This window comes from Microbacterium sp. NPDC089321, assembly GCF_040684935.1.
Classification (GTDB): domain Bacteria; phylum Actinomycetota; class Actinomycetes; order Actinomycetales; family Microbacteriaceae; genus Microbacterium.
In genome coordinates this window covers 1,320,261-1,342,349 of record NZ_JBFBGX010000001.1, presented here as the reverse complement: position 1 = coordinate 1,342,349, position 22,089 = coordinate 1,320,261, and the positions used below count along the sequence as shown (strand labels likewise).

Genomic DNA, 22,089 nt, shown 5'->3' with positions numbered 1-22,089 from the left:
AAAGCGCTTCACTGGGAGCATGTCCCGCTCCCGACCCCGAGCCCACGCCGTCATGGACGTCGACGCTTTCGAGCTGCTGTTCGACGAGACCAGGCGCGAGCGCCTCGCGTCTCTCTCAGACGTCGCCGGCCGGATGCTGATCACCGATCTCGACGACCCCGCTCACGCCGCGCTGCTCGCCGAGACGGAGGTTCTGGTCACATCATGGGGCGTGCCCCAGCTCGACGCGGAGCGACTGGCGCGCATGCCGAAGCTGCGCGCCGTGCTGCATGCGGCAGGCAGCGTGCAGCACATCGTGTCCGAGGAGTTCTGGGCGCGCGGCATCCGGCTCACCTCGGCCGCAGACGCGAACGCCGTGCCGGTTGCGGAGTTCACCCTCGGCGCCATCCTGCTCAGCGGCAAGCGCACCTTCACGCACCTGCAGACACCGCACGACGCCACCTGGAACGCGTGGACCGCACGACGGATCGGCAACGTCGACCGCACCGTCGGCATCGTCGGCTTCTCGCGCATCGGCCGTCGGGTCGTCGAGCTGCTGCGTCCGTTCGACGGCATCCGCACGCTGGTCTCCGACCCGTTCGCCGATCCGGATGCCGTGGCCGCAGCCGGCGGCGCCCTGCTGCCGCTCGACGAGATGCTGCCTCAGGTCGACGTGCTCTCGCTGCATGCACCCGCGCTGCCCGCGACCAGGCACATGATCGCGGCTCCCCAGCTCGCGGCCCTCCGCGACGGCGCGACTCTGATCAACACCGCCCGCGGCGCCCTGCTCGATCACGACGCGCTGCTCGCCGAATGCCGCACCGGCCGGCTCGAGGCCCTGCTCGACGTGACCGAGCCCGAGCCGCTGCCCGACGACCATCCGCTGCGCGCGCTGCCGAACGTCGCCATCACCCCGCACCTCGCCGGCTCGCTGGGCACCGAGGCCCGCCGGCTCGCCGACTCCGCGCTCGACGAGCTCGCCGCGTACATCGCGGGGGCACCGGCGATGCATCCGGTGACCGAGGCCGAACTGGGGATCAGCGCATGATCCCGCTGCCCGACGACGACCGCGCTCTGTCGCCCTTCACGGGCTGGACGCGAGAGCACTGGGTCGCCGTGGCCGACGCGATCCTCGACGGCGCCGCCCGGCATGCCAGCCCCGCCCAGTCCCTGATCCGCTACCCGGGCACGCCGGGCGGTCTCGGACGGGCGATCGACGAGCTCGAGGGGTTCACCCGCACGTTCATGCTCGCGGCCTTCCGCATCGCCGGCGATCCCGCCGGCACGCACGACCTCGCCGAGCGCTATGCGCGAGGGATCGCCGCGGGGGTCGATCCGCAGCATCCGGAGAGGTGGACCCGCCTCGATGAGCACAACCAGGCGAAGGTCGAAGCCGCCGCCCTGGCCCTCGGCCTGCATCTCACGCGCGACACGGTGTGGGCGCGGCTCGACGAGCGCGCCAGGCACAACACGATCGACTACCTCGCCGCATCGATCGGCGCGCACTACTGGCCCAACAACTGGGTGTGGTTCCGGATCATGGTGTCGCACTTCCTCGAGAGCGTCGGCGGGCCGTTCTCGCCCGACGACCGCGCCGAGGACTTCGCCCTGCTCGACACGTTCGACCTGCCCGGCGGCTGGTCGAGAGACGGCGTCGGGCGCAACTTCGACCACTACTGCGGATGGGCGCTGCCGTTCTACCCGGTGTTCTGGGCGCAGATGGTCGAGGGCGACCCCGCGCATGCCGAGCGCGTCGCCCGCTACCGGACGCGGCTCGACGACTACCTCGACGACGCGCTGCACCTGATCGGCGCCGACGGGGCTCCGCTGATCCAGGGCCGCAGTCTGACCTACCGCTTCGCCACCGCCGCCCCCGCGTGGGCCGCGGCGTTCGGCGGCGCGAGCAGGCATGAACCAGGACTGCTGCGCCGTGCGGCGAGCGGCCAGGTGCGCCACTTCGTCGACCGCGGTGCGCCCGATGCCGACGGCATCCTCTCTCTCGGATGGCACGGCGAATGGCGGCGGATCGCGCAGAACTACTCCGGCCTCGGATCGCCCTACTGGGCGTCGAAGGGGATGCTGGGGCTCGCGCTGCCCGCCGGGCATCCGGCCTGGACGGCGACCGAGCAGCCGCTGCCGATCGACCGCGGGCCGTTCGCCCGCGCGATGACCGCTCCCGGCTGGCTGGCGACCGGAACCGCCGACGGCGTCGTGCGCATCGTGAACCACGGCACCGACCATCGCGTCGAGGGCTCCCTTCAGCCGGACTCGGCCGTGTACGCCAAGTTCGGGTACTCGACCGCTACTGCGCCGACGCTCGACGCCGCATCCGCGGCCGCCCCGCTCGTCGGCACCGTCGCGCTGCTGCGCGAGGCGCTGCCGAGCCACCGATCCGGATTCATCGCCGGCCCGGTGCGCGAGCTCGACGACTCGACCCTCGTCGGGTCGTCGCGCGCGCAGGCGCACTGGCCGGTCGACTTCTCGTTCGTGCCCGACCACGGGGTGAGCGACTACGAGGGCCGCACGGTGGTCGGCCCGTGGATCGACACGGTCTCGCTCGTCCGCGGTGCGTGGGAGGTGCGTTTCGTGCGCGTGCACGAGGGCGGCTTCGCCGGTGAGACGCTGCGGGTCGGCGGCTGGGCGCTGACCGCTCCGGATGCCGGGATCGCGGGCGACGCATGGGCGACGAGCGCCCGGCTCGCGTCTCGCGTGGTCGTGCTCGGCGGGACGCCGGCCGCAGGGTCGGGCGTGCGCATGCAGGACGACGTGACACCGCTGGAGGGCAGGACGGCGGTGCCGTGGATCACGGTGGCTCCCGCCGCCGGCGAGTGGCATGCCTTCGGCATCCACCTGGGCGAGCCCGCCGGCGCCGGGCAACCGCCCGCCGTGGCGGACGACCTGATCACGTGGCCCGACGGCGGCACCGTCTCGGTCGGTTCAATGCTCGAGGCCGCCGGATAGGCTCGGAGCAGAGCGCCGCCTCGGCGCCGGAAGGAGAGCGGGTGGACGCGGACTGCTCATGCGGATGCGGAACGCCGACGCGCGGCGTCTTCGGCTCGATACCGCTGCGCCCCGCTGCGACGGCACCCCAGGTGGCGGCGCAGCACGCCATCGAGCAGGCGGCCATCCCCGCCGGAACCTTCGTCATGGGCGACTCGTCGGGCGACCGCAATCGCGGCGACGGCGAGGTGCCGCAGCATCCGGTCACGCTCGAGGCGTTCTCGATCGACGTGACCAGCGTCACCAACGACGCCTTCGCACGGTTCGTCGACGCCACCGGCTACGAGACCGAGGCCGAGCGCTTCGGATTCTCCGCCGTGTTCCATCTGGCCCTCGCCGCCGACGACGGCGACGTGATGGGCCGGCCCCCTGGCACCCCGTGGTGGCTCGGAGTGAAGGGCGCCGACTGGCGGCATCCGGGCGGACCGAACTCCTCGCTCGACGGCGTCGGCGACCACCCCGTCGTGCACGTCAGCTGGAACGACGCCCAGGCGTACTGCGCCTGGGCGGGTCGGCGCCTGCCGACAGAGGCGGAGTGGGAGTACGCCGCCCGCGGCGGGCTCGAGCAGCGGAAGTACCCCTGGGGCGACGACGAGGTCGACGCCGGCGGATGGCGTGCCAACATCTGGCAGGGCGACTTCCCGCGGGTCAACACGCTCGACGACGGCTGGCTGACCACGGCGCCCGTGCGGTCGTTCGAGCCGAACGCGTACGGTCTCTGGCAGATGGTCGGCAACGTCTGGGAGTGGACGTCCGACTGGTTCGACCCGGACTACTACCGGGTGTCGCCCGCTGAGGCCCCGGCGGGACCGTCCGTCGGCCAGGCGAAGGTGCTGCGCGGCGGCAGCTATCTGTGCCACATCTCGTACTGCAACCGGTACCGCAATTCCGCACGCTCGCAGAACACACCCGACTCCTCGATGGGCAACGCGGGCTTCCGCACCGTCGGCCTGTGACCGCGAGGCCGGTCAGCGCCCGCCGAGCAGCACCGCGATCAGCCCGAGGGCGCCGACGGACGCCACCCCGGCGGCGATCAGCATGAGCGCGAGCGCGCCGCCGATGCGCGGATCATCGCCGCGCGACCACTGCCGCATGAAGGCCTGGTGCCGGCGCCGCGACACGATCCAGAGCAGGCAGGCCAGCAGCAGCCCGATCATGCCCGGCACCACCCACTCCGCCCCGCCCAGCCACTCGGGCAGCAGCCGCAGCGAGACCAGCGATCCGACCGCGACCGACAGCGCCGTCCGGCGCCACGACAGCGAGGTGCGCTCCAGCTGCAGGCCCGCGTCGAACGGGCCGGTCCGGCGCTCGGAATCGCTCATCGCAGGATGGCGAGCAGCACCAGCACGCCGGCCGCGACGACCGCCACGGCCAGCACGATGCCCGTCGGCGGATGCGGCAGCGGGCGCCCTTCGCGCATCCGCCGCTCCACCCGCGCCCACTCGAACCACGCGACGACAGGCAGCACGATGCCGGTGATGATCAGCACGAGCGATGCCGCGAGGCGCAGCGGCGCGTACAGGTCGAGCGCCAGCGCCTCCAGCGCGACGCCTCCTGCCATCAGCGCGAGAGCGGTGCGCGTCCAGGCGAGGAACGTCCGCTCGTTGGCCAGCGAGAACCGCACATCGGGCTCGTCGCCGCGACCGAACACCGCGCGAGGGAATCTGCGATCTGCGTTCACCTGTCGGGCCGTCCTCTCGCGCGCCGGGGGTCGGACGCCTGAACAGATCATTTCACGCCGCGGCCAGCGCCTCGATGCGCGCGACGGACCGACCGTCAGGCGCTCTCGCGAGCGATGAGGCGGGGCGCCAGCAGCAGGTCGGCAGGATGCTCGCCCTCGATCCACGACGCCAGGCGGCTCACGGCCTGCTCGCCGAGGGCGTCGAAGTCCTGCCGCACGGTCGTCAGGGGCGGAGTGAACTGCGCAGCGTCGGCGATGTCGTCGAAGCCGATCACGGCGACGTCGTCCGGCACGCGGCGCCCGGCCTCGGCGAGCGCGCGCAGAGCGCCGAGGGCCATCTGGTCGTTCGCGGCGAAGATCGCGGTGACGGTGCCGGTCGGCATCCGGCTCGCCAGGTCGAACCCTGATGCCGCACTCCAGTCGCCCCGTGCGACCCGTGGCGCCTCGAGCCCGGCGGCGTCCAGCGCCTCTCGCCAGCCGCGCTCGCGCTCTGCGGCGGCGAACGAGCCGGCGGGGCCCGCCAGGTGGTGCACCGTGCGGTGGCCGGCGGCGAGCAGGTGCTCGGTGGCGGCGCGAGCGCCCGCTGCGTGGTCGGTGCCGATGACGGCGAAGCGGTCGTCGGGCGGCGAGTCGACGACCACGAGGCGCAGGCCGGCGGATGCCGCATCGCGGGCGAGCGCGGTCGCCTCGTTCAGCACGATGGCGCCGTCGACCCCCTGATCGCGCAGGCGGTCGAAGGCCTCGGCGATGTCGGCGTCGGGGCCCAGGGTGAGCACCGTGAGCGCGTAGCCGCGAGAGGCGGCCGATTCGGCCACCGCCTGCAGCATGCGGGAGTTGCCCACGGTCGCGAGGGTCTGTGCGACGAGGCCGAGGGTCTGACTGCGTCCGGTGCGCAGCGCGCGGGCGGCGCGGTTGGGCCGGTAGCCGAGCTCCGCCATCGCCTGCTCGACACGCGCCCTGGTCTCGGGGTCGACCTTAGGACTGTCGTTCGCGACCCGTGAGACCGTCTGGCCCGACACTCCGGCTCGGGCGGCGACCATCGACATCGACACGCGCGTGGATCTCTGCATCCGGTCCCCTGATCTCGACGGTCACAACTCCGGAGTGTTGACGTTATCACGCCGCGCAGGGTAGCGTGTTGACGTGAACACGGCAGAATCTCCTGAGTTGCGAACGACCGAGCTCGGCGCAGGCGTCGTCAAGCGGGCCACCCGCCTCGCCGACGGCCGCGAGCTGTTCTACTACGACGACCCCGGCTCCTCCCTCGGCGCCGGCCGCGCCGTCGACGCCCGCGTGCTCGACGAGCGGCCCGAGACCGCGACCATGCGGCAGGACGTGCTCACCGGCGACTGGATCACCTTCGCGACCCGACGCCAGAACCGCGTGATGATGCCGAGTGCAGACGCCGACCCCCTCGCCCCGCAGACCCCCGCCAATCCCTCCGAGGTTCCGGCGAACTACGACGTCGCCGTCTTCGAGAACCGCTCCCCCGCGTTCGGCCCGGCGCTGAACGAGGCGACGGGCGGCGTGCCCGCGGCCCGCAACCCCACGCGGGGACTCGACGATCTCGCCGAGCTCGGCATCGGCCGCACGCGCACGAGCATCGGCCGCTGCGAGGTCGTCTGCTTCAGCCCCGACCACGAGGGCTCGTTCGGCACCCAGACGGTCACGCGCGCCCGCACGGTGATCGAGGCATGGGCCGACCGCACTGCCGCACTGTCGGCGCTGCCCGGCATCCAGCAGGTCTTCCCCTTCGAGAACCGCGGCGAGGCGATCGGCGTCACGCTCCCCCACCCGCACGGCCAGATCTACTCGTACCCGTACGTCACCCCTCGTACGCAGCGGCTGCTCGACAGCATCCACCGCACCGCACCTGACCTGATGCAGCGCGTGCTCGACAGCGAGCGCGACTCCGACCGCGTCGTGCTGCAGGGCGAGCACTGGACGGCCTTCGTGCCCTTCGCCGCCCGCTGGCCCCTCGAGGTGCACCTCATGCCGCACCGGCACGCGCCCGACTTCGCGGCTCTCACCGACGCCGAGCGCGATGAGCTCGCCCCGCTCTACCTGCGTCTGCTCAGGGGCGTCGACGCCCTGTACTCGACGCCCACGGCGTACATCGCCGGCTGGCACCAGGCGCCCGTGCACACGGGCCGTGACACCGTGCGCATGCGTCTCGAGCTGACGAGCCCCCGTCGCGCCGAGGACAAGCTGAAGTTCCTCGCCGGCTCCGAGGCGGCGATGGGCGGCTGGACCGCCGAGATCCTTCCCGAGGTGGCCGCGGAGCGGCTGCGCGATGCGATCGCCTCTGTTCCGGAGGTGTCCGCATGAGCGCGCTCGATGCCGCCCGCACCCTGTTCACCGGTCTCACCGGCCGCGAGCCCGACGGCATCTGGTCGGCACCGGGCCGGGTGAACCTCATCGGCGAGCACACCGACTACAACGAGGGCTTCGTGCTGCCCTTCGCGATCCCGCACCGCACCTTCGCCGCGGCGGCGCTGCGCGACGACGACCGCGTGCGCGTCGCGTCGACCTTCGCCGATGAGCCGGTCGAGGTCGACCTGGCGCAGCTGGATGCCCTGTTCCCGACGCCTGCAGGACGCGCGCCCTCCGTGCCGGAGTGGTCGGCGTATGCGCTGGGCGTGGCCTGGGCCATCCGCGCTGCAGCGCAGGGAGCGCCAGCCCGGGGAGTCGACATCGCGATCGCATCGGACGTGCCGGTCGGCGCGGGGCTGTCGTCGTCGGCGGCGATCGAGGGGGCCGTGGCGTCGGCCCTCGACGCGCTCTGGAGCACCGGGCTCGACCCCGTCGCCCTCGCGCAGGTCGGCCGCCGCGCCGAGAACGAGGCCGTCGGCGCCCCCACAGGGATCATGGATCAGATGGCGTCGATGCTCGGCCGTGCCGACGCCGCGACCTTCATCGACTGCCGTTCGCTCGCCACCGAGTCGGTGCCCACCGGGTTCACCGGCGAGGGCCTCGAGGTGCTCGTGATCGACACGCAGGTGAAGCACTCGCACTCGACCGGCGGCTACCGCGAGCGCCGCGAGGCCTGCGAACGAGGGGCTGCGCTGCTGGGCATCCGGTCGCTTCGCGACACGACCGAGGCAGACCTGCCGCGAGCCGCCGGACTGATGGACGATGTGACCTTCCGGCGCGTGCGTCACGTGATCACCGAGAACCAGCGCGTGCTCGACACGGTGCGCGCCCTCGCCGAGCGGGGCCCCCGGGCGATCGGCGACCTGCTGGTCGCCTCTCATGCGTCGATGCGCGACGACTTCGAGATCTCGGTCGCCGAGCTCGACCTCGCGGTCGAGACCGCCCTGGTGCAGGGCGCTGTCGGCGCCCGCATGACAGGAGGCGGTTTCGGCGGCGCGGCGATCGCCTTGGTCGCCCACGACGACGTCGAGCGGGTGTCGGATGCCGTGACCCGGGCCTTCGCGGATGCCGGCTACGCCGCCCCGCTCGTGTTCACCGTGCATCCCTCGGAGGGTCCGCGCCGCGACGTCTGAAACAACCGGCGTCGGATCGCTCATCTGGCGATGATCCCGGGCAGAATCGAGCCATTCACGCGATTCGAACCGGGCTGGGAAGCCCCTCAGAAGGAGCCGACATGGAGATCCGCCCCGCCGACTCAGCCGACGCCCACGGGATCGCCGTGGTGCACGTGCGCGCCTGGCAGGAGGCGTACCGCGGGCTGATGCCCCAGTCCGTGCTCGACGAGCTGTCGATCGCCGAGCGCGAGGCCGGCTGGACGCGCATCCTGGCCGACGCCGATCGTCCTTCCCAGACGATCGTCGCCGAGCGCGACGGCGCGATCGCGGGGTGGGCGAGCTTCGGCGGCGCTCGTGATGCCGAGGCGCCCGGCTCCGGTGAGCTGTGGGGCATCTACGCGCATCCGGATGCCTGGTCGACGGGCGTCGGCCACGCACTGATCACCGCGGTCGAGAGCGCCCTGCGCGCAGACGGCCACGAGACCGCATACCTCTGGGTTCTCGAGGGCAACGAGCGCGCGGCGAGGTTCTACGAGCGCCACGGGTGGGCATCCGACGGCGCCCGCAAGGTCGACCACCGCCCCGGGCTCGAGCTGCACGAGCTGCGGCACGTGACTCGCCTGGGGTGACGCGCACTCGTCTTCGCCCCTGTTCAGCGTCGCCGCCCCTGCTCAGTCACGCAGCTGAGCAGGGGCGGCGGCGATCAGCGGGGGCGAGGGTCAGAGCGCCGTCATCACGTGCTTGATGCGCGTGTAGTCGTCGAAGCCGTACTGCGAGAGGTCCTTGCCGTAGCCGGAGTGCTTGAAGCCGCCGTGCGGCATGTCGGACACGAACGGGATGTGCGTGTTGACCCACACGCAGCCGAAGTCGAGGTCGCGGGTGAACCGCATCGCGCGGGTGTGGTCACGCGTGAACACCGACGCGGCCAGCGCGTACCGCACCCCGTTGGCGAGCGCCAGCGCCTCGTCGTCGGTGTCGAACGACTGCACGGTGAGCACGGGCCCGAAGACCTCGTTCTGCACGGCCTCGTCGTCCTGCCGCATGCCCGAGACGATGGTCGGCTCGAAGAACCAGCCCTTCTCGCCCTGGCGCCGTCCGCCCGTCTCGATCGTCGCGTGGGCCGGCAGCCTGTCGACGAACCCCTGCACCTGGGCGAGCTGCGCTGCGCTCGAGAGCGGGCCGTACAGCACGCCCTCCTCGTGCGGCGCGCCCGTGCGCGCGTGGGTCCTCGTGCGCTCGACGAGGGCGCGCACCAGCTGGTCGTGCACCGACGAGTGCGCGATCACGCGGGTCGCCGCGGTGCAGTCCTGCCCGGCGTTGAAGAACGCGGCGGTGACGATGGCATCCACCGCCCTGTCGAGAGACGCGTCGTCGAACACGATCGCGGGCGCCTTGCCGCCGAGCTCGAGGTGCACCCGCTTGAGGTCGTTCGCCGCAGACGACGCGACCGCCATGCCTGCCCGCACCGACCCGGTGATGGCGACCATCTGCGGTGCCGGGTGGGCGACGAGCGCGGCGCCGGTCTCCCGGGCTCCGAGCACGACGTTCAGGGTGCCCGCCGGCGTGTGCTCGGCGACGATCTCGGCGAGCAGCAGGGTCGACAGCGGCGTCGATTCGGCCGGCTTCAGCACCACCGTGTTGCCCGCGGCGAGCGCGGGGGCGATCTTCCACACCGCCATGTTCAGCGGGTAGTTCCATGGTGTGACCTGGCCGATGACGCCGATCGGCTCGCGGCGCACATAAGAGGTGTGCCCCGCCGCGTACTCGCCCGCGGCGCGCCCTTCGAGGTTGCGGGCGGCACCCGCGAAGAAGCGCAGCTGGTCGATCGACTGCTCGATCTCGTCGGCCACGAGGGTCGCGCGGGGCTTGCCGGTGTCCTGTGATTCGAGGTCGGCGAACTCCTCGGCGCGGGATGCCATGGCATCAGAGATCCGGAACAGCGCGAGCTGCCGTTCGGCCGGTGTCTTCTCTCGCCAGACCGGGAATGCCGCCGCAGCGGCCGCGTATGCGTCGTCGAGGTCGCGCTGGTCGGACAATGGGATGCGCCCGTACACCTCTTCCGTCGCCGGGTCGATGAGATCGAGCGTGCCGGTGCCGTGCGCGTCCCGCAGGGATCCGCCGATGTGATTCTGCAGCGTCGTCGTTGCCATGCCGTCACTCTAACCTCGATCTCTGCGGATTCAGAAGTTTTTTCGCGGTTTCTCTACGAATACGGTTGCAGACACCCGTTCTACGTGTCAGGATCGGCACATGAGCGACAAGTCGAAGACCACCGCCCTTGACGACGTCTCGAAGCGGATCATCGAGCTGCTGCAGCAGGACGGGCGCCGGCCCTACGCCGAGATCGGGCGCGCGGTCGGACTCAGCGAGGCCGCCGTGCGCCAGCGCGTGCAGCGGCTCACCGACGCCGGCGTCATGCAGATCGTCGCCGTCACGGACCCGCGTCAGCTCGGATTCTCGCGGATGGCGATGATCGGCATCCGCACCTCCGGAGATCCGCGCGAGGTGGCGGAGGCCGTGAAGGCGTTCGACGAGATCGCGTATGTCGTCGTGACGCTCGGCACCTTCGACGTGCTCGCCGAGGCCATCTGCGAGACCGACGAGGATCTGCTCGAGCTCGTGTCGATGCGGGTGCGCGCCATCCCCGGCGTAGAGCACACCGAGAGCCTCATCTACGCCGGCCTGCACAAGGACTTCTACAACTGGGGAACGCGCTGATCAGCAGCGCGGCCCTTCCCCGCTGACACGAGACGAGAACCCATGGGCACCACTGTCTTCGAGCGCGCCCGCCCGCGCGACAGCATCATCGACGATGCGCTGAGCGAGACCAGGCACGCGACGTTCTGGCTCGACGACGTCGAGCGGCCCGCGTATCCGCCGCTCACCGCGTCCACCCGCGCCGACCTCGTCATCGTCGGCGGCGGCTACGTCGGGCTGTGGACGGCCGTGCGCGCGAAGGAGCGCGACCCGCAGCGGTCGGTCGTCGTGCTCGAGGCGGCACGGATCGGCTGGGCGGCCTCGGGCCGCAACGGCGGGTTCTGCGAGGCCAGCCTCACCCACGGCTACGAGAACGGCATGAACCGCTGGCCCGACGAGATGGATGCCCTCGTGCGCCTGGGACTCGAGAACCTCGACGGCATCCAGGAGTCGGTCGAGCGCTACGGCATGGATGTCGACTGGGAGCGCACCGGTCAGCTGGCCGTCGCGACCGAGCCGCACCAGATCGAGTGGATGGAGGGCGACGGCTTCCTCGATCAGGATGGCGTGCGCGCCGAAGTGCACTCCCCCACCTATCTCGCCGGCAATTGGGACCGCGAGGGCTGCGCGATGATCCACCCCGCCAAGCTCGCCGTCGAGCTCGCCAGGGTCGCCACCGAGCTCGGTGTCGTGATCCACGAGCAGAGCCGTGTGACCGGGATCGGCGGCAGAGGGGTGCAGACCGTCACCGTGCAGGGCGGCGCGACCGTCACCGCCGATCACGTCGCGCTCGCGACCAACGTCTTCCCCTCGCTGCTCAAGCGCAACCGGCTGATGACCGTGCCGGTCTACGACTACGCGCTGATGACCGAGCCGCTCACCGCGGAGCAGTACGACGCGATCGGCTGGAAGAACCGTCAGGGTCTCGCCGACAGCGCGAACCAGTTCCACTACTACCGGCTCAGCGCCGGCAACCGCATCCTGTTCGGCGGCTATGACGCGGTCTATCACTTCGGCGGCAAGGTGCGCGCCGAGTACGAGAACCGGCCGGAGAGCTTCCGCAGGCTGGCCTCGCACTTCTTCACGACCTTCCCGCAGCTCGAGGGGCTGCGCTTCACCCACCAGTGGGCGGGCGCGATCGACTCGTGCAGCCGGTTCTGCGCGTTCTTCGGCACCGCACGAGGCGGGCGCGTCGCCTACGCGACCGGATTCACCGGCCTGGGTGTAGGCGCCAGTCGCTTCGCCGCCGATGTCATGCTCGACGAGCTCGCCGGTCTCGACACCGAGCGCACCCGCCTCGAGATGGTGCGCACGAAGCCCATCCCGTTCCCGCCCGAGCCCGCCGCGTCGATCGGCGTGAACCTCGTGCGCCGATCCATGGACCGCGCCGACCACAACGGCGGCAGGCGCGACCTGCTGCTCAGGACTCTCGACGCCGTCGGCATGGGCTTCGACTCATGACTCTGCCGCTGGACGCGGCGGGAGCCGTGACGGATGCCCTGCAGGCGCCGGTCACGCAAGAGTCGCTGCCCGCCGACGTCGTCCGCTCGGGGTCGCCGAGCACAGGCGTCCGGCAGCTGGGCACGTTCAGCGGTGTCGACGTGGGCATCTGGGAGATGACGGAGGGCGCGGCGGTCGACGCCGAGGCCGACGAGGTGTTCATCGTGCTCGCCGGCAGCGCACGGGTCGACTTCATCGAACCGGCGCTGCCCTCCATCGAGGTGCAGGCCGGTTCTGTCGTGCGCCTGACCGAGGGCATGCAGACGCTGTGGACCGTGCACGAGACCCTGCGCAAGGTGTACCTCGCCTGATCGACGACGGGGCGGCTGGCCCGATCAGCCGCGCGCCAGCAGCGCGAGGTGCAGGGCCGCGAGAGTCTCGCCGTCGTCGAGATCGGCGCCGATCAGGTCGGAGATCACCGCGAGACGCTGGTAGAACACCGACCGCGACAGATGCGAGGCGGATGCCGCGGCCGTGCGGCTGCCCGGATGCGCGACCACCGCGCCGAGCACGCGCACGAGGTCGCCCTGATGCTGCTCGTCGTACCGGATCAGCGGCGCGAGCAGGCGCTCGGCGTGCTCCTGCAGCCGGTGGTCGTCGCCGAGCTCGGTGACCAGACGCGTGAGCGGCCTGTCGTCGACGCGGCGCACCTCGCCCGCCCGCAGCCGGGCGGCGAGCAGGCGGGTCGGGCGGATGGATGCCAGCAGCTGAGCGACCGTCGAGACCTCGGGGCCCACGGCGAGGCCCGCCCCGGATGCGTCGGCCGCACGGCGCAGCGCCGAAGACCGGATGCCGGCGGCGGCCGACACGAGCACCACGGCCGCGCCGTCCTGCACGGCCCCCAGGGCTCGGACGGAGGCGCGCGGGGCGCCGTCGTCGGTCAGCGCGGCGATCAGGGCATCCGTCGCCGTGACGTCCGCCCTCTCGGCGACCAGCACGCTGAGAGCCCGCCCGCGTACGGGCAGCCCCGCGGCCTGCAGCCGGGCGGCGATGTCGTCGTCGCCCCTGTGGCGGCCGCTGAGCACCGCATCGACGAGCTCGTGCGCGGGCAGGGTCGCCCACTCGTCCGGCCCGTCGGCCAGCCGGGCGAGCGCGAGGGCCGTCGCTGCGAGTTCGAGCACGGTCGTGCGTCCGGCCGGATGCTCGTCTCCGGGCAGTGCGATGAGAGTGCCCCACCGCGCGCCTCGGGCCTCGACCGGCACGGCGAGCAGTCCGTCGCCCGCGCGCGAGCGCGCAGCCCAGTCGCCGAGCACCTCGTTCGCCGCCTCACCCCACAGCTCGGCGGTGACCACCTCGCGCCCCAGCGTCTCGAGCACGACAGGGGCGCCGAGTGCCTGCGCCGCCGCATGCACGACGGTGTCGGCCGGCGCCCCGCGCAGAGTGAGCCCCGTGAACAGCTCGTGCAGCCGCTGCCGTTCCTGCAGCGCCTCGAGCTGGCCCGAGATGATGCGCCGATGCACCTCCTCGGTGACCGCGACGAACTTGACCACCCGCTCCAGCGCGATCAGGGCCAGCCCGCGTGCCCGGCAGGCGGCGACCAGCGCCGGAGGGGCGACCGGGAACCGCGCACCGAGTTCGAGCACGATGCCGGCGATCCCCGCGTCGGCGAGGCTCCCGGCCACCGCGCGCAGCGCGGCATCCGTACCGCTCCACCCCGCCGCCGTCGTCAGCAGCAGCTCTCCGCCATCGAGCAGACCCGCGACCTCAGCGCTGTCGGAGACGTGCACCCAGCGCACCCGCGCGTCGAGCGCACGGCCGCCGACGAGCACCTGCGGGTCGCCGCGCATGAGCGTGACCGTGTCGAGCGCGTCCCGCACCCGAGGAAGCGCGATGTCGTCCGGACGTTCTGTCCGGGTGAGGTCATCTTCCGGACGGTCTGCACTCATGCATCCATTCTGCCCGCTGGAATCATGGGTTTCGAGCCAGAAGACCCTTCCGGTCAGTCTGTGCGAACGAACCCCACATCTCATCGAGGAGAATCTTCGTGACCACGATCCGCCACTACATCGACGGCGCCGAGACCGGCACCACCGACCGCACCCTGCCGGTCTACGACCCCGCGACCGGAGAGGCGCACCGCCAGGTCGCCGCCGCCAGCGTGCAGGAGGTCGAGCAGGCGATCGCCTCGGCCAAGGCGGCCCAGAAGGCGTGGCGCGCCTCGAGCCTCATCAAGCGCGCCGACGTGTTCTTCCGTCTGCGCCAGATCCTCGCCGAGCGCACCGACGAGCTCGCCGCCATCGTCACCAGCGAGCACGGCAAGGTGCTCTCCGACGCCGCAGGAGAGGTCTCGCGCGGCATCGAGAACGTCGAGTTCGCCGCGGGCCTGCTGCACCATCTCAAGGGCGAGCGCGCCGAGCAGGTCTCGCGCGGCGTCGATGTGCACTCGGTCAAGCAGCCCGTCGGCGTGGTCGCCTGCATCACGCCGTTCAACTTTCCCGTGATGGTGCCGCTGTGGATGGTCGCCTCGGCCATCGCGTGCGGCAACACCGTGGTGCTCAAGCCGAGCGAGAAGGACCCGTCCGCCGCCATCTGGCTCGCCAAGGCCTTCCAGGAGGCCGGTCTTCCCGACGGCGTGCTCAACGTCGTCAACGGCGACAAGACGGCCGTCGACACGCTGCTCGATTCGACCGACGTCGGTGCCATCAGCTTCGTCGGCTCCACCCCCATCGCGAAGTCGATCTACGAGCGCGCTTCGGCCAACGGCAAGCGCGTGCAGGCGCTGGGCGGCGCCAAGAACCACATGGTCGTCATGCCCGACGCCGATCTCGACGGCGCCGCCGCCGCCGCCATCTCGGCCGCCTACGGCTCTGCCGGCGAGCGCTGCATGGCCGTGTCGGTGCTGGTCGCCGTCGGCGACATCGCCGATGACCTCGTCGACGGCATCCGCACCCGCATCGCCGACCTGCGCATCGGCGCCGGCACCGACTCCGCCTCCGAGATGGGCCCGCTGATCACCCGAGAGCACCGCGACAAGGTCGAGTCGTACGTCAAGGGCGCCGCCGCAGAAGGCGCCACCGTGATCGTCGACGGCACCCAGAAGCGATTCGAGGGAGACGGCTTCTTCACCGGGGTCTCGCTGCTCGACAACGTGCGACCGGGCATGAAGGTCTACGAGGACGAGATCTTCGGCCCCGTGCTCTCGGTCGTGCGCGTCGAGACCTACGCCGAGGCCGTCGAGCTGATCAACGCCAACGCGTTCGGCAACGGCACCGCGATCTTCACCCGCGACGGCGGCACCGCCCGCCAGTTCGAGTTCGACATCGAGGTCGGCATGGTCGGCGTCAACGTGCCGATCCCCGTGCCGGTCGGCGCCTTCTCGTTCGGCGGCTGGAAGAACTCGCTGTTCGGCGACTCGCACATCTACGGCCCCGAGTCGATCAACTTCTACACGCGCTCGAAGGTCGTGACCACCCGCTGGCCCGACCACACGCCCGCGCAGGTCGACCTCGGCTTCCCCAGCAACCACTGACCCGAGGAAGATCAGCGACATGAGCAGCTACACCGACCGGCACGGCGCGACGCACGCCCTGCCCGCCCCCGAGGCCGAGGCGCAGGTGCGCGCCGACGACCGCGCGCACGTGTTCCACTCCTGGAGCGCGCAGGCGCTCATCGACCCCGTGCCCGTGGCATCCGGTTCCGGGTCGACGTTCTGGGACTACGCCGGCAACGAGTACCTCGACTTCTCGAGCCAGCTGGTGAACCTGAACCTGGGTCACCAGCATCCCGATCTCGTCTCCGCCATCCAGCGACAGGCGGGACGCCTGGCCACCATCCAGCCGTCGGTCGCGAACGACGTGCGCGGCGAGCTCGCCCGCCTGATCGCCGGGGTCGCCCCCGAGGGTCTCGAGAAGGTCTTCTTCACGAACGGCGGCGCCGAGGCCAACGAGTACGCCGTGCGACTGGCGCGCCAGTCGACCGGGCGCCGCAAGGTGCTCTCGATGTACCGCAGCTACCACGGCTCGACCTCGACGGCGATCTCGCTCACCGGCGACCCACGCCGCTGGGCGAACGATGTCAGCGACACCGGCGCGGTGCGGTTCTTCGGACCGTACCTGTACCGCTCGCCGTTCCACTCCGAGACCCCCGAGCAGGAGGCCGAGCGGGCTCTCGCGCACCTCGAGCAGACGATCCTGCTCGAGGGCCCCTCGACCATCGCCGCGATCATCATCGAGTCGGTCGTCGGCACCAACGGCGTGCTCGTGCCCCCGCCCGGATACCTGCAGGGCGTGCGGGAGCTGTGCGACCGGCACGGCATCGTGTACATCGCCGACGAGGTCATGGTCGGGTTCGGCCGCATGGGCGAGTGGTTCGGCTTCCAGGCGTACGACGGCCGCCCCGACCTCATCACCTTCGCCAAGGGCGTCAACTCCGGCTACGTGCCCCTCGGCGGCGTGGTGATCTCCGACCGCATCGCCTCGCACTTCGACACCACGCCGTTCGCGGGCGGCCTCACCTACTCCGGTCACCCGCTGGCGTGCGCCGCCGGTGTCGCGACCTTCGAGGTGTTCGCCCGAGACGGCATCCTCGAGCGGGTGCGCGACCTCGGCGAGCGCATCGTCGAGCCGACGCTGCGCTCGTGGGGGTCGACCCACCCCAGCGTCGGCGAGGTGCGTGGACGCGGGCTGTTCTGGGCCGTCGAGCTCGTGCGCGACCGCGAGACCCGAGAGCCGCTCGTGCCGTTCAACGCCTCGGGCGCGGATGCCGCCCCGATGGGCGCCTTCGCCGCCGCCGCCAAGAAGGCGGGCGTCTGGCCGTTCGTGCACTTCAACCGCACGCACATCGCCCCGCCGCTCGTCATCACCGAGGACGAGCTCGTGCGCGGCCTCGCCGCGATCGACGAGGCTCTCACGGCGGCTGACGAGCACACCGCCTGACGGGCATCCGGCCCTGCACTCGATGGTGCGGGGCCGGAACCTCCGCTTCCGCACCGCCTCGGCGTGCACGGGCGGTCGGCTCCCCCGCGCGGCCGCGAGTGCCCTTTACGCTGGACACCGTGACCGAATCGCCGATCGCACAGACCGCAGAGGGCCCCGTCCGCGGCATCCGCCGACCAGACGGGTCGCTCGCGTTCCTCGGCATCCCGTACGCCGCCCCGCCGACCGGACGCCGCCGCTTCCAGCCTCCGCAGCCGGTCGCGCCGTGGACCGAACCGCTCGACGCGACCGAGTACGGCCCGACTCCGCAGCGGCGCGAGGAGCCCAACGCGATCATCCCCGAGCCGAGCATCCCCGGCGCGGCGACCCTGAACCTCAACGTCTTCACGCCGGCGCTCGAGGGCCGTGCGCCCGTGCTCGTCTGGATCCACGGCGGCGGCTACTCGTCGGGCTCGGCGGCCAGCCCCTGGTACGACGGGCGCGCGTTCGTGCGCGACGGCGTCGTGGTCGTCGCGATCTCGTACCGCCTCGGATTCGACGGCTTCGGGGTGATCGACGGCGCCCCCGACAACCGCGGCGTGCGCGACTGGATCGCGGCCCTCGAATGGGTGCAGCGCAGCATCGCCGGATTCGGCGGCGACCCGTCGCGAGTCACGATCGCCGGGCAGTCGGCGGGCGGCGGAGCGGTGCTGACGCTGTTCGGGATGCCGGCGGCGCAGCATCTGTTCCATGCGGGCATCTCGATCAGCGGCGCCCTCGGCGACCTGCCTCGGGAGCGCGCCCGCGAGCGCAGCGCACGCCTGGCCGAGATGGTCGGCTGCGAGCCGACGCTCGACGGCTTCCGCGGTGTGAAGGAGCGCGAGCTCACGAGGCGTCAGTACGAGGCATCCCTGCTCGGCAAGACCGGCCTCGCCGCGACGACCGCGACCCTGACCGACGGGCTGCCATGGGGGCCGGTGGTCGACGGAGAGCTGATCACGCGTCCGACCGTCGACTCGTTCGCGGCGGGCATCGGCGCCGACAAGCCCCTGCTGCTCGGCGCCACAGACGACGAGTTCACGATGGTGTTCGACGGCGCCCCGCGCATCCTGCGGTGGGTGCCGGTGCCGCTCGCCCTTCGCATCGTCGAGAAGACCGGCAGGCTGCGTCGCGGCTGGCGGCGCGCGAATCGGGCTCGTCGCGGCTCAGGCCCGGCGCTGGGCCGGTTCGTCACCGATCGCGTGTTCCGCTCGCTCGTGGTGCGGGTCGCCGAGACCCGGCGGGATGCCCGAACCTGGACGTATCGGTTCGCCTGGGCCTCGCCGACCAACAGGTGGTCGTTCCACTGCCTCGACGTGCCGTTCTGGTTCGACTGCCTCGACGATCAGCACGTCGCGCGCATCGCCGGGACGGACCCGCCGCAGCACCTGGCCGACGAGATGCACGCCGCCGCGGTCGCGTTCGTCCGCGAAGGCGACCCCGGCTGGCCGGCCTGGCGCACCGAACCGGGGATGACGCGCGTCTTCGGCGACCAGCCGGCCCTGTCGCGCTCGGCCTACGACGACGCCCTGCCCCTGGTCTGAGGGCCCCCGGGTTTCGAATCGCTCGAATGGCGCCTCGGCTGCCCGAGAAGCTGCCATTCGAGCGATTCGAAGCGGTTCAGCTCACTTCCCCATGCCGAGGGTCAGGCCCTCGGTGAGTCGCCGGCCGACCCAGAGGTAGATCGCCAGCATCGGCAGCACGACGATGCAGAGGCCGGCGAACAGGCCACCCCAGTCCGCCCCCGAGTACGTCTGCTGCTGGATGAACGAGATCAGCGCCACCGGAAGCGTGTACTTGTCGGTCGACTGCAGCAGGGTCAGTGCCAGGAGCGTCTCGTTCCAGTGCGAGATCACCTGCAGCACGAACGCCGTCAGGATCCCGCCCTTGGCGAGCGGCAGGGTGATGCGCCAGAACGTGCCGAACGCCGTGACGCCGTCGAGGGCCGCGGCCTCCTCCATCTCCAGCGGCAGGGAGCGGAAGAACGCGGTCAGCAGGAACACGGTGAACGGCATCGAGACGCCGATGTACACGAGGTTGAGGCCGATCAGGCTGTCGGTCAGGTAGACCTCGTTCAGCATGACGAAGAGCGGGATCACGATGACCTGCGCGGGAATGCCGAGCCCGAGCACGAAGTACAGGGTGAGCGAGTTCGTCACGCGATTCTCGACGCGGCTCAGATAGTAGGCGGCCGGTGCGGCGATGGCCACCGTCAGGAACGACGAGACCACGGTCGTGACGACGCTGTTCATGGTCGCGGTGGCGAAGTCGCCCACCGTCCACGCGGTCACGAAGTTGACCGGGTCGAGCGACGTCGGCATCCCCCACGGGTCGTTGAGGATAGAGCGGGTGTCGCGGAAGGCCTGCACGACCATCCAGACCATCCACGCGATGTTCAGCGCGACGAAGATCCACAGCAGCACGAGGCCGATGCCCCGCAGCACGCTGCGATCGCGTCCGATGGCAGCACGGCGCGGACGGGGACGGGGGCCCTTCGGCACGATCAGCGTGCGCGTCGTCTGGTCCGATGCGGGCGAGGGGGCGGTGAGTGTCACGGTCATCTCCTAGAACTCGATCGCTTCGCGCTTCATCGCGCGGCGCAGCAGCAGCACCAGCACCGACACGAGGGCGAGGGACAGCACCGCGGATGCCGACGCGGCACCGTATGCGGGCACCGACTCTCCCGAGAAGGCCGTCACGTAGGTGTACACGGCGGTGGTCCAGGTCTGCGTCGGCGGCATGCCCTGTCCGCTGGATCCTCCGAATACCCAGATGATCTCGAAGATCTTCACCGACGAGATCGTCCACAGCACGGCGCAGGTGCCGAAGACGTCCCAGGTGAGCGGCAGGATCACGTAGCGCAGCCGCTGGAAGGCGTTCGCGCCGGCCAGCGCGCAGTCCTCGTAGTAGTACGGCGGGATGCGGTCGACGCCCGCCATGAGGATCGTGGTGAAGTAGCCGGTGGTGATCCAGATCAGCATCACCATGATGAGCGGGAACAGGTTGTCCTGGGCGAGCCAGGCCGGGGGCTCCTTCACACCGAGGCCGCCGAGCAGGGTGTTCACCAGACCGCCCGGGTTGAAGATGAACCCGGCGAGCACCCCGAAGATCATGGCGTTCACCAGATGCGGGAAGAAGATCACCGAGCGGGCGACCTTGCGCCCGACCATGTCGCGCAGCACCAGCGTGAGGCCGAACGCGATGACGAAGATCGCGATGCCCACCACGAACAGCAGCAGGAGGGTGTTGCCGAACGACCGCAGGAACAGCTGGTCGGAGAACAGACGGACGTAGTTGCCCAGGCCGACGAACTCCATGGGGCCGGCTCCGGCCCACTTGTTGAAGCTGATCCACACGGCGAAGATCGCGGGGACGACGAACAGCACCGTGTAGAAGACGAACGCCGGTCCGACGAAGGGCACGAACAGTCGCCGCCTCGCCCTGTCGATCGTGCTGCCACCGCCGTGTCGCCCGCGACGAGCGACACGGCCGGCGGGCACGGCCACCACAGCGGCCTCGGTCATGAGTTCTGCTTCCAGTAGTCGATCTGGCCGCTCTTCATCGTCTTCACGAACTGCGCGGCGTCGGTCTTGCCGAGCACGAGGTCGTTGATCGCGGGCCACAGCAGCTTCTCGGTGTACCCGGGGAAGCTGATGCCGTCGTTCTGCAGGAAGTACGAGCCGGCGCCGTCGAGCGCGGACTTCACCGACGTCATCTCCTCGCTGACGGCGGCATCCTGACGGATCGGCAGGATCTTGGCGTCGGTACCCAGGGCGTCCTGGTACTCCTTGCGCAGGAAGAACGAGGCGAGCTTCTGCGCGTTCTCGTCGTTGCGAGCCCTGGCGGGCACCGCGAATCCGACGAAGTCGGCCCGCTCGGCGTCGCTGCCGCCGTCGATCAGCGGGAACGGGAACGACGAGTACTCGAACCCGTCAGCGGCGTACGGCCCGGTCTCCGTCGGGATCCAGGTGCCGTTGAAGAGCAGGGCGGCCTTGTTGTCGGCCCATGCCTGCTGCTGCGCAGGCCACTTGCTCGCGTTGTAGCCGTCGATGAAGTACTTGCCGTCGACGAGCTGCTCGACGAGCTGAGCCGCCTCGAGCGCCTCGGCCGAGTCCCATGCCTCGCCGCTCTTGTCTGCGGCCATCTCCTTGAGCGAGCCGGGGCCGGCGATGCGGATCATCGCCGAGGTGTACCAGTACGCGTTGTAGCCGGCGACGTCGCCGTCGATCGCGAGAGGGGTCTCGCCCGCCGCCTTCATGTCGTCCATCGCCGAGAGGAAGTCGTCCCAGGTCTTCGGCGGGCTCTCGACCAGCTCGGGGTGCGCCGAGGCGTTGAACCAGAACGCGTCGCTGGTGAGGGAGTAGGGCAGCATCCAGGGCGCGTCCTCACCATCGACCGTGAGCACGTCGCCCTTCAGGTACGCCTCCGGCACCAGCGCCGAGACCTTCTCGCCTTCGACCTCGGCGTCGTAGGCCTTCTCGAGGGGCTTCGCCTGGCCGGTCTCGGCGAGCACCGGAGCCAGACGCGCGAACGAGCCGTCGACGAGGTCGGGGACCTTGTTGGTGTTGAGGGTCGGGACGACCTTCTTCACGTTGTCGCGCCCCTGCCACTGGACGTTCACCTCGATGCCGGTCTCCTTCTCGAAGTCGGCGATCGCCGCGGCGACGACCTTCTGCTGCGCTTCGCCCTCCTTCCACATCGACCAGTAGGTGAGCTCCTTCGACTCCGTGCCCCCGCTGCCGGATGCGCACCCGGCTGCCGAGAGCGCGACCGCGCCAATGAGGACGAGTGCTGAGAGCTTTCGGGACTTCGCCATCGGATTTCCTTCCGTCTGAGAGCGGCTTCTTCGCCT

The 22,089-nt window shown here is 71.0% G+C and carries 20 protein-coding genes; 12 read left to right on the top strand and 8 right to left on the bottom strand.

Translation table 11 applies throughout. The annotated features are described in order from the left end of the window. Positions 1 to 19: 19 nt before the first annotated feature. From AB0N59_RS06210 to AB0N59_RS06200, 3 genes are all read left to right on the top strand, one after another. Entirely contained in the window at positions 20 to 1,027 is a 1,008-nt protein-coding gene (locus AB0N59_RS06210) for a hydroxyacid dehydrogenase (protein ID WP_363480268.1), read from the top strand. Next, positions 1,024 to 2,940, top strand: a complete 1,917-nt coding sequence (locus AB0N59_RS06205; RefSeq protein WP_363480265.1) for a DUF2264 domain-containing protein — start codon at positions 1,024 to 1,026, stop codon at positions 2,938 to 2,940. The genes AB0N59_RS06210 and AB0N59_RS06205 overlap by 4 nt, the downstream gene beginning before the upstream one ends. 104 nt (positions 2,941 to 3,044) lie before the next feature. Continuing rightward, positions 3,045 to 3,935 carry a formylglycine-generating enzyme family protein gene (locus AB0N59_RS06200; protein WP_363481228.1) on the top strand — a complete coding sequence of 297 codons (891 nt, stop codon included), beginning with the start codon at positions 3,045 to 3,047 and terminating at the stop codon, positions 3,933 to 3,935. A gap of 12 nt (positions 3,936 to 3,947) precedes the next feature. Here AB0N59_RS06200 and AB0N59_RS06195 read toward each other — a convergent pair whose 3' ends face one another. The 3 genes from AB0N59_RS06195 to AB0N59_RS06185 are packed head-to-tail and all read right to left on the bottom strand — an operon-like array spanning position 3,948 to position 5,706. Then, positions 3,948 to 4,301 (bottom strand): DUF202 domain-containing protein, encoded by a 354-nt coding sequence (locus AB0N59_RS06195; protein ID WP_363480262.1) that lies wholly within the window; start codon positions 4,299 to 4,301, stop codon positions 3,948 to 3,950. Beyond that, the gene (locus tag AB0N59_RS06190) at positions 4,298 to 4,711 is read right to left on the bottom strand and encodes a DUF202 domain-containing protein (protein WP_363480259.1); all 414 of its coding nucleotides are present in this window, start codon (positions 4,709 to 4,711) and stop codon (positions 4,298 to 4,300) included. Before AB0N59_RS06190 ends, AB0N59_RS06195 begins: the two co-directional genes overlap by 4 nt. A 44-nt stretch (positions 4,712 to 4,755) precedes the next feature. Continuing rightward, positions 4,756 to 5,706 carry a LacI family DNA-binding transcriptional regulator gene (locus AB0N59_RS06185; protein ID WP_363481225.1) on the bottom strand — a complete coding sequence of 317 codons (951 nt, stop codon included), beginning with the start codon at positions 5,704 to 5,706 and terminating at the stop codon, positions 4,756 to 4,758. 97 nt (positions 5,707 to 5,803) lie between these two features. On the opposite strand from AB0N59_RS06185, the gene galT reads away from it, so the two are divergent. The 3 genes from galT to AB0N59_RS06170 all read left to right on the top strand — a co-directional run bounded on the left by galT (position 5,804) and on the right by AB0N59_RS06170 (position 8,777). After that, on the top strand, positions 5,804 to 6,988 hold the full coding sequence (gene galT, locus AB0N59_RS06180) for a galactose-1-phosphate uridylyltransferase (RefSeq protein WP_363480256.1): 1,185 nt from the start codon (positions 5,804 to 5,806) through the stop codon (positions 6,986 to 6,988). After that, positions 6,985 to 8,166, top strand: a complete 1,182-nt coding sequence (gene galK / locus AB0N59_RS06175) for a galactokinase (protein ID WP_363480253.1) — start codon at positions 6,985 to 6,987, stop codon at positions 8,164 to 8,166. The genes galT and galK overlap by 4 nt, the downstream gene beginning before the upstream one ends. A 101-nt stretch (positions 8,167 to 8,267) precedes the next feature. After that, positions 8,268 to 8,777 (top strand): GNAT family N-acetyltransferase, encoded by a 510-nt coding sequence (locus tag AB0N59_RS06170; RefSeq protein WP_363480251.1) that lies wholly within the window; start codon positions 8,268 to 8,270, stop codon positions 8,775 to 8,777. Positions 8,778 to 8,867: 90 nt separating this feature from the next. Here the strand turns inward: AB0N59_RS06170 and AB0N59_RS06165 are convergent, their stop codons facing one another. Further along, positions 8,868 to 10,298 carry a gamma-aminobutyraldehyde dehydrogenase gene (locus AB0N59_RS06165; protein WP_363480248.1) on the bottom strand — a complete coding sequence of 477 codons (1,431 nt, stop codon included), beginning with the start codon at positions 10,296 to 10,298 and terminating at the stop codon, positions 8,868 to 8,870. Positions 10,299 to 10,398: 100 nt separating this feature from the next. Here AB0N59_RS06165 and AB0N59_RS06160 point away from each other — a divergent pair, with 100 nt between their 5' ends. From AB0N59_RS06160 to AB0N59_RS06150, 3 genes are read left to right on the top strand one after another with little or no spacing between them, the layout of a single operon-like run. Then, positions 10,399 to 10,866, top strand: a complete 468-nt coding sequence (locus tag AB0N59_RS06160) for an Lrp/AsnC family transcriptional regulator (RefSeq protein WP_204974610.1) — start codon at positions 10,399 to 10,401, stop codon at positions 10,864 to 10,866. Between the two features lie 42 nt (positions 10,867 to 10,908). Then, on the top strand, positions 10,909 to 12,306 hold the full coding sequence (locus AB0N59_RS06155; RefSeq protein WP_363480245.1) for an FAD-dependent oxidoreductase: 1,398 nt from the start codon (positions 10,909 to 10,911) through the stop codon (positions 12,304 to 12,306). Next, positions 12,303 to 12,656, top strand: coding sequence for a cupin domain-containing protein (locus AB0N59_RS06150; RefSeq protein WP_363480242.1), 354 nt, complete (start codon positions 12,303 to 12,305; stop codon positions 12,654 to 12,656). The genes AB0N59_RS06155 and AB0N59_RS06150 overlap by 4 nt, the downstream gene beginning before the upstream one ends. A 24-nt stretch (positions 12,657 to 12,680) precedes the next feature. Here the strand turns inward: AB0N59_RS06150 and AB0N59_RS06145 are convergent, their stop codons facing one another. Beyond that, positions 12,681 to 14,231, bottom strand: a complete 1,551-nt coding sequence (locus AB0N59_RS06145; protein WP_363480239.1) for a PucR family transcriptional regulator ligand-binding domain-containing protein — start codon at positions 14,229 to 14,231, stop codon at positions 12,681 to 12,683. Positions 14,232 to 14,329: 98 nt separating this feature from the next. Here AB0N59_RS06145 and AB0N59_RS06140 point away from each other — a divergent pair, with 98 nt between their 5' ends. The 3 genes from AB0N59_RS06140 to AB0N59_RS06130 all read left to right on the top strand — a co-directional run bounded on the left by AB0N59_RS06140 (position 14,330) and on the right by AB0N59_RS06130 (position 18,781). Further along, positions 14,330 to 15,814 (top strand): CoA-acylating methylmalonate-semialdehyde dehydrogenase, encoded by a 1,485-nt coding sequence (locus AB0N59_RS06140; protein WP_363480236.1) that lies wholly within the window; start codon positions 14,330 to 14,332, stop codon positions 15,812 to 15,814. Positions 15,815 to 15,833: 19 nt separating this feature from the next. Further along, positions 15,834 to 17,219, top strand: a complete 1,386-nt coding sequence (locus AB0N59_RS06135) for an aspartate aminotransferase family protein (protein ID WP_363480233.1) — start codon at positions 15,834 to 15,836, stop codon at positions 17,217 to 17,219. A 119-nt stretch (positions 17,220 to 17,338) separates the two neighbouring features. Further along, positions 17,339 to 18,781, top strand: a complete 1,443-nt coding sequence (locus tag AB0N59_RS06130; protein ID WP_363480230.1) for a carboxylesterase family protein — start codon at positions 17,339 to 17,341, stop codon at positions 18,779 to 18,781. An 81-nt stretch (positions 18,782 to 18,862) separates the two neighbouring features. Here AB0N59_RS06130 and AB0N59_RS06125 read toward each other — a convergent pair whose 3' ends face one another. Genes AB0N59_RS06125 through AB0N59_RS06115 form a run of 3 tightly spaced genes read right to left on the bottom strand, consistent with a single transcriptional unit; the run spans position 18,863 to position 22,053 of the window. Next, complete coding sequence (locus AB0N59_RS06125; protein WP_363480227.1) at positions 18,863 to 19,792, bottom strand: carbohydrate ABC transporter permease; 930 nt, start codon at positions 19,790 to 19,792, stop codon at positions 18,863 to 18,865. A 9-nt stretch (positions 19,793 to 19,801) separates the two neighbouring features. Next, positions 19,802 to 20,761, bottom strand: a complete 960-nt coding sequence (locus AB0N59_RS06120; protein WP_363480224.1) for a sugar ABC transporter permease — start codon at positions 20,759 to 20,761, stop codon at positions 19,802 to 19,804. Continuing rightward, positions 20,758 to 22,053, bottom strand: coding sequence for an ABC transporter substrate-binding protein (locus AB0N59_RS06115; protein ID WP_363480221.1), 1,296 nt, complete (start codon positions 22,051 to 22,053; stop codon positions 20,758 to 20,760). Before AB0N59_RS06115 ends, AB0N59_RS06120 begins: the two co-directional genes overlap by 4 nt. Positions 22,054 to 22,089 lie beyond the last annotated feature (36 nt).